This is a genomic window from Methylobacterium sp. J-026 (assembly GCF_022829585.1).
Taxonomy (GTDB): domain Bacteria; phylum Pseudomonadota; class Alphaproteobacteria; order Rhizobiales; family Beijerinckiaceae; genus Methylobacterium.
Genome location: NZ_JAKSYC010000353.1, coordinates 1 through 5,543, shown reverse-complemented (window position 1 = coordinate 5,543; position 5,543 = coordinate 1). Strand labels below are relative to the sequence as shown.

General features: G+C 63.7%; 7 protein-coding genes. 4 read left to right on the top strand and 3 right to left on the bottom strand.

The features are described 5' to 3' along the window. Positions 1–878 precede the first annotated feature (878 nt). Entirely contained in the window at positions 879–1,304 is a 426-nt protein-coding gene (locus MKK69_RS30875; protein ID WP_243973990.1) for a hypothetical protein, read from the bottom strand. Between the two features lie 64 nt (positions 1,305–1,368). Between MKK69_RS30875 and MKK69_RS30870 the strand changes: the two genes are divergently transcribed. Both MKK69_RS30870 and MKK69_RS30865 read left to right on the top strand, forming a co-directional pair. After that, positions 1,369–1,551: a hypothetical protein gene (locus MKK69_RS30870; protein ID WP_243973989.1), complete on the top strand. Its 183-nt coding sequence runs from the start codon at positions 1,369–1,371 to the stop codon at positions 1,549–1,551. Between the two features lie 89 nt (positions 1,552–1,640). Next, positions 1,641–1,871: a hypothetical protein gene (locus tag MKK69_RS30865; protein ID WP_243973988.1), complete on the top strand. Its 231-nt coding sequence runs from the start codon at positions 1,641–1,643 to the stop codon at positions 1,869–1,871. Positions 1,872–1,935: 64 nt separating this feature from the next. Here MKK69_RS30865 and MKK69_RS30860 read toward each other — a convergent pair whose 3' ends face one another. After that, the gene (locus tag MKK69_RS30860) at positions 1,936–2,520 is read right to left on the bottom strand and encodes a DUF1003 domain-containing protein (RefSeq protein ID WP_243973987.1); all 585 of its coding nucleotides are present in this window, start codon (positions 2,518–2,520) and stop codon (positions 1,936–1,938) included. 102 nt (positions 2,521–2,622) lie between these two features. Here MKK69_RS30860 and MKK69_RS30855 point away from each other — a divergent pair, with 102 nt between their 5' ends. After that, entirely contained in the window at positions 2,623–2,970 is a 348-nt protein-coding gene (locus MKK69_RS30855) for a hypothetical protein (protein ID WP_243973986.1), read from the top strand. Between the two features lie 869 nt (positions 2,971–3,839). On the opposite strand, the gene MKK69_RS30850 is transcribed toward MKK69_RS30855, so the two are convergent. After that, entirely contained in the window at positions 3,840–4,586 is a 747-nt protein-coding gene (locus MKK69_RS30850; protein ID WP_243973985.1) for a zinc-binding dehydrogenase, read from the bottom strand. Between the two features lie 14 nt (positions 4,587–4,600). On the opposite strand from MKK69_RS30850, the gene MKK69_RS30845 reads away from it, so the two are divergent. Continuing rightward, positions 4,601–5,128 carry a hypothetical protein gene (locus MKK69_RS30845; RefSeq protein ID WP_243973984.1) on the top strand — a complete coding sequence of 176 codons (528 nt, stop codon included), beginning with the start codon at positions 4,601–4,603 and terminating at the stop codon, positions 5,126–5,128. Positions 5,129–5,543 lie beyond the last annotated feature (415 nt).

Sequence of the window (5,543 nt, the reverse complement as noted above, 5' to 3'; positions counted from 1 at the left end):
TACCCATTTCGCCGATGGTGCTGCTCTGACATTAGCGAACCCCTGCACGCTCACGATTGGTCCGGCGGGCGCTGGTGACCGGACCTGCGCACCGGGCATTGTCGATGGCCGTGAGCCGGCGCACTGCGGTCTCCTGTCCCGCCGCCGCACCGACCCTCATGCGACTGCCCGGCCAATGCTTCACGGGCGAGTCCCGAGGAACTGGCTCGGGCCCGCCTGTCGTCGCATGCTCGCCCGCAACAGCACCGTGTGGTGTCGCGAACACCTCGGGCACGCGTCCGGGGGAGGCAGGTGCTGTAGCAGCCGGCCAAAGCGGTGTCGCCTGTGTCAGCCTATCCTCAGGACCTTCCTGCCCAAGCGCTCGGCCTCCCCCGGACGCGTGCCCGAGGCGTTCGCGACACCACACGGTGCTGTTGCGGGCGAGCATGCGACGACAGGCGGGCCCGAGCCAGTTCCTCGGGGCTCGCCCGTGAAGCCTTGGCCGGGCAGTCGCATGAGGGTCGGTGCGGCGGCGGGACTGGAGACCGCAGGGCGCCGGCTCACGGCCCTCGACAATCGCCGGTGCGCAGGTCCGGTCCCGAGCGCCCGCCGGACGCATCGTGAGCGTGCAAGGGTTCGCTAACCGACGACCGTCACCAACGTCGATATGTCTAAGCGAACGACCCGAACCCTGAGAGGCGTTCTCTGGATCGCCGCCCTGGCGCTCTGCTGCTTCTCGGCCGTAATGCTGATGGAGGCCAACAGGCCTACTGAACGAGCGATCGCGCACCTGCCGTCCGCTGATCCCACGACAACAGGCACCATCGATAAGGGTCCCATCCGGTGGTGTGGTGCCGCCTCTTGGTGCCGATGATGCACACGATCACGTCGCTGTCGTCTCAGGCATAGGGGCCCCCGAACAAGTCACCGAGTGCCTTCCGCCGGAACAGCGTGCGCCAGCGTCGCCTCTGATGTTCCGGACGGTCGTGGATCATGTGGCAGCGCTGGCAAAAGGCCGCGAGGTTGGCGTCGGCGTTGTTCGCGGTGTCGTGGTCCCGATGGGCTGCAGCCAACACCACCCAAGTCCGGCGAGCTCGTCCAAGGATGTCAGCTTCCGCAGCTATCCGGATCCGTCTGCCCCAGCCGTCGTGCCAGCGGCTAGCGTCCGCGTCCCACCAGCGCCCATCGCCGAGGTGGTAGACCATCCGCCCATGCGGCCGTCCGCAGCCCTCGCAGCAGCCCTTTGCCCGACCAAAGCGGATCGCCAGCGACAGCTCGCGCCAGTCGATTGGATAGAAGTAGCGATGCTCGGGCCGGATCGGCATGGGGGCCGGACTGTGCCACCTATCGTGAAGAAAGCGTAGCAGCGGCGCTATCTGCGGGACGCCTATGGACCTGTCCGACGTCGAATTCTGGGCCCTCCTCGCGGTGGCAATCCCCGGCCTGTTCCTGCCGGTCATCATCGCGTGGTGGAAGGGCCGCTCCATCGTGCCGATCGCCCTGCTCAGCCTCGTATTCTGGCCCGGCGCGCTGATCCTGGCGCTGCGGCTGCAACGTAAGCGAGGTTTGTAACCTGAGACCTAGCGGAAGCTTGAACGATATCGAGTGCCGTCACGTTCAGCCCCGGACCGATCAACTCGATCTGTCGGGAGGAAAACGCCATGTCGATGAAGACCCTTGCCCTCGCCGCTGCACTGACGCTCGCCGTCACGGGAACGGCTCTCGCTCAGATGCCTGCCGGCAGTGGCAGCGGTAGTGCTCAGAGCAACATGAACAATCCTGGCAGCGTGAAGAGCCCGTCAGAGAAGCGCATGGGTGGCCAGCAGGGCATGATGGGTATGAGGCACATGAAGCGCCATCGGCGCCATCATATGCGTCGTTCGCGCATGTAGTTGTAGCTGCTAGAGTTCCGCAGACATCGATCTGCGGAACTATTCCGCTAGCGTTGGTCCCAGGTTACGCCGGGGTGATCTGTCCCTCCGTGGAGAGAAGGTCGCCATGCGTGTCCTTGATGGCATCGAGCACAGCCTGGGGGTTCGCCGGCCGCGCCATCGCCTCCGCTTCATCGTCGACCCGATCGGTGAGGTGGGGATGGTCACGCCTCATCTCCTCCAGCAGGGCGATGATCTTGGCACTCTTCTGCTCGGAAACGATCGCGAGCTCCAGGGTAAGCTGAGCGCGGTGCTCGGCTAACTGCTCATCGTGCCGCTGCGTGATCAGAATCAGACTGGTGACGTATAGGCTCAGGACGCCGCCAACGTCCTGCATGTACGCGAAAGGTGGCGGATCGAAACTGGCGTGACCGAGTGCCGGGAGAACGAGGTTCAAACCGACCCAGGCGAGGATTGCGAGAGTGAGTACGCCGACGAAGCGTGGGCGCCCGACGGCGCTGGTCATGCGGGCGACGGTGCGTTGGACCGGTGTGGCCTTACGATGATGTTCGTGATGCAGATCCGCAATTGCGCGGACTGTGTCCTCGATGTGCGCAGGCAGGATGGGCGTAGCCCCTTTATTCTCGCGGTCGAGAATTAAATTGGGCATCGGCGGTGCGATCTCGTTTTTGAGACAGTTCTGTGAAGCCGGAACATGCCGACGGCGTGACAGGTTGCACTCAAATATTTTCACGCCAGCCGAGACAAGCCGATGGCCCGCTCTCCCCTTGCACTGAGCGTGGCCTTTGCCGCGTTCGCAACCCTGGCGCTCACCGCATCGGCGCAGGCCCAGACCAAGCCCGGCGAGATCAAGGGTTTCGATGTGATGGGCGATAAAGGTCGAAGCGCCCAGGACGGTTGGAGCCAAGCACCAGTGCCGCGGGAGGAGTCCGCAGCCAAAGATGCCCCCAACCCTGGCGGGAAGTCGGTAGCGCAGAACAAGGAGCGGCCCGTGCCAGCCGCCCCGACCACCTACAAGCCAGGCGAAGATCCGCAGGCGCCAGTTGAGCAACAGGCAGCAGCCCCCTCCGGCAATAACCCAACAGCACCATCGAAGTAGATCAACTATTCTGTCCAATCAGATAGTTTGACATCGACGTGCAAAAATTATGCAGGGCCGTTCTCCACTCGGAAGAACGGCCTTTAGTTTTGGTGGCGGCGATTACATCACGTATTTGGCGATCGTCGATGACGCCTACTTCCCGCCACCGCTGCCCGTCGACCCCATCCGCGAAGGCTGCCCTTCGTTGCCGGAAGCGGCTGAGTCGCTCGAAATGCTGTCTGCAGCGCGGCCGGTGGGTGAGTAGGTTGCAGCGCCTTCTTCCCCGGTCGAGCCCGGCTGCCGGGTAACGACACCGGGAGCGCCACGTGGGACGATTACGGTCGTGCTGGTCGGGGTCTCGAAGACCTGTGCAGAGACAGGTGTCGTCAGCGCCGCAGCAAAAGCCGCGGCGAGAATGAGCTTGGTCATAACGTTCTTTCGTCTGTGGGCGTGGGGAACAGTCGATCGCGCACAATAGGTCCCGACGTCGATGTCACAGGGGTGTGAAGGCTTGACCGACGCACGCTCCTCTCAGGCCGATCGATTGTAAGTCGGTCCAAGCTGCGCGTTAGGCGCTGGCGAAACTGATATGCGGAACGCCCACAGGCGGGATCAGAACGGGTCTTCCAAAGCATCGGCAAGGGCTGAGGTAACGCCGTTCTCGATCAGCGGCTGACCCCTGACCCCGGTACTCCCCCGTTACTCCCTATCAGCGGCTGACACGGGCACGCAAAGCACCTGTGGCCGTACTCTGAAAGATCAGGGCTTGTGCCTTGCCCTGTGCGCCCAATTCGGGCTGACGTCGTGCGCAGATAGGCTGACGTCAGCACGTGCAGTAGCTGGGTAGCCGCCCCACTGCTGATACAAGGGGCGGCTCGGGCTCAATCTCAACCGTGTGGCTTGAACACGACCTTGGTGCAGTTGTCGGTCTTGTCTCGGAACATGTCGTAAAGCGCTGGGCCATCCTCCAGGTTGGTGGAGCGATGGCTGATGATGAAGGACGGGTCGATCTCGCCCTTCTGGATACGCTCCATCAACGGCTTCATGTAGCGGACCATGTGCGTCTGGCCCGTCTTCAGGGTCAGACCCTTGTTCATTAGAACGCCGAGCGCCACCGGCCCGACCGGCCCGGCGAAGACGCCCGGCATCGAGACATTGCCACCGGGGCGACAGGCCAGGATTGCCTGGTTCAGCGCAAATGGCCGCTCCAGGCTGACGGTGTGCTCCATGATGGCGGAAGATACCTTCTGAAGCGTGGTGTCCGCCCCATGAGACTCCATGCCGACTGCCTCGATGACCGAGTCGGGCCCGAGGCCATGGGTCATCTCCATCAGCGTGTCCTGCACGTTCTGACTGCCGAGATCGATGGTCTCGGCACCGGCCTCACGGGCGAGCGCCAACCGCTCGGGGACGCTGTCGATCGCGATGACACGCTTGGCTCCGAGCAGGTAACAGCACTTCACAGCGAGCACGCCGACCGGACCGCAGCCCCAGATTGCGACGGTATCCTCCGGGCCGATGTCGCAGTGCTCGGCAGCCTGGTAGGCCGTTGGGAAGATGTCGCTGAGGAACAGCACCTGCTCGTCGGTAAGGCCCTCGGGCACCACGATGGGGCCGACGTCGGCATAGGGCACGCGCAGGTAGCGCGATGCGCCGCGCGGCGCTCCCCTTTGCTATCCTCATCAATGCGGGTCTGATGGCGTGCCGCTTCGGCATCCTGCCGGCGAACGTGGATGTGAAAAGCACTGTCGATTGGGCCTGGGGGAAGTTCGGCGTCTCAACGGACGCCGCGGCTCTCAACCCAGAGGAGCAGGCCGTCAACAGCCTCCGCGCATGGGTAGCAGAGAGGTGGGACAGCGAAGTTCTGCCGACTGAGATCGAGATCGGCACCAAGGCCCCGAACCGCAATGCGAGTGCTTGGTACGACGATACCGCCGTCTACATCCCGGCTCACCGCATCGTGGAGGCGGCAGGCGGCACTTTGAAGGAAACCGAGATCGGCCGCGCCCTCGACGCGCAGGATTTGATCGCGAAGCGCAAAGACAAGGACTGCAACTTCCACACGTTCGTCCCGAAGGTCGGCCGATTCAAAGTCTATGCCCTCCGGCGCGCTGAGTTCAGGATGGCTGGCCGGGAAGAAAGCCCCTTCGCGGTTCACGCGGGAGGCCGGCGCTGATGGACCTCGCCAGCATCCTATCCGAGGGCATTGAGGCGGCCAGCGCTTGCCAGAAGCCGTCCCGAAATACGTCCCCTGTTCCCGCAGTTTCCGTTCCCGAGGCTGATAGCGGGAACGGTCAAGTTATTGCAAGCATTGGCAGTTCCCGGAGTTCCCGGAGTTCCCGGGCTGAAAAAAAGCATCAAGGTTCCGATGAAGATGAGGCCGCCCAGGCGTGCGCGCGCGTGCGGGCGAGCGAGCGCGCGCGTAGCTATCCTGTTTGGGCCCAGGAACAGCGGGAACAGCGGGAACAGCCCGCAGGATCAGACACTTACAGTTCCCGGTCTCTCTCTCTAAAACGGGAACTGAGAGAGAAAACGGGAACTGAGCCCTTGCCGGCGTCCCCCGATGCCGCCCACCCGGCGCCCCTGCCGCC

Bases quoted from the DNA above. Each gene is read 5' to 3' on its own strand.
- MKK69_RS30870 (WP_243973989.1), top strand. From the start codon at position 1,369: ATGGACCTGTCCGACGTCGAATTCTGGGCCCTCCTCGCGGTGGCAATC.
- MKK69_RS30865 (WP_243973988.1), top strand. From the start codon at position 1,641: ATGTCGATGAAGACCCTTGCCCTCGCCGCTGCACTGACGCTCGCCGTC.
- MKK69_RS30860 (WP_243973987.1), bottom strand. From the start codon at position 2,520: ATGCCCAATTTAATTCTCGACCGCGAGAATAAAGGGGCTACGCCCATC.
- MKK69_RS30875 (WP_243973990.1), bottom strand. From the start codon at position 1,304: ATGCCGATCCGGCCCGAGCATCGCTACTTCTATCCAATCGACTGGCGC.
- MKK69_RS30845 (WP_243973984.1), top strand. From the start codon at position 4,601: ATGCGCCGCGCGGCGCTCCCCTTTGCTATCCTCATCAATGCGGGTCTG.
- MKK69_RS30855 (WP_243973986.1), top strand. From the start codon at position 2,623: ATGGCCCGCTCTCCCCTTGCACTGAGCGTGGCCTTTGCCGCGTTCGCA.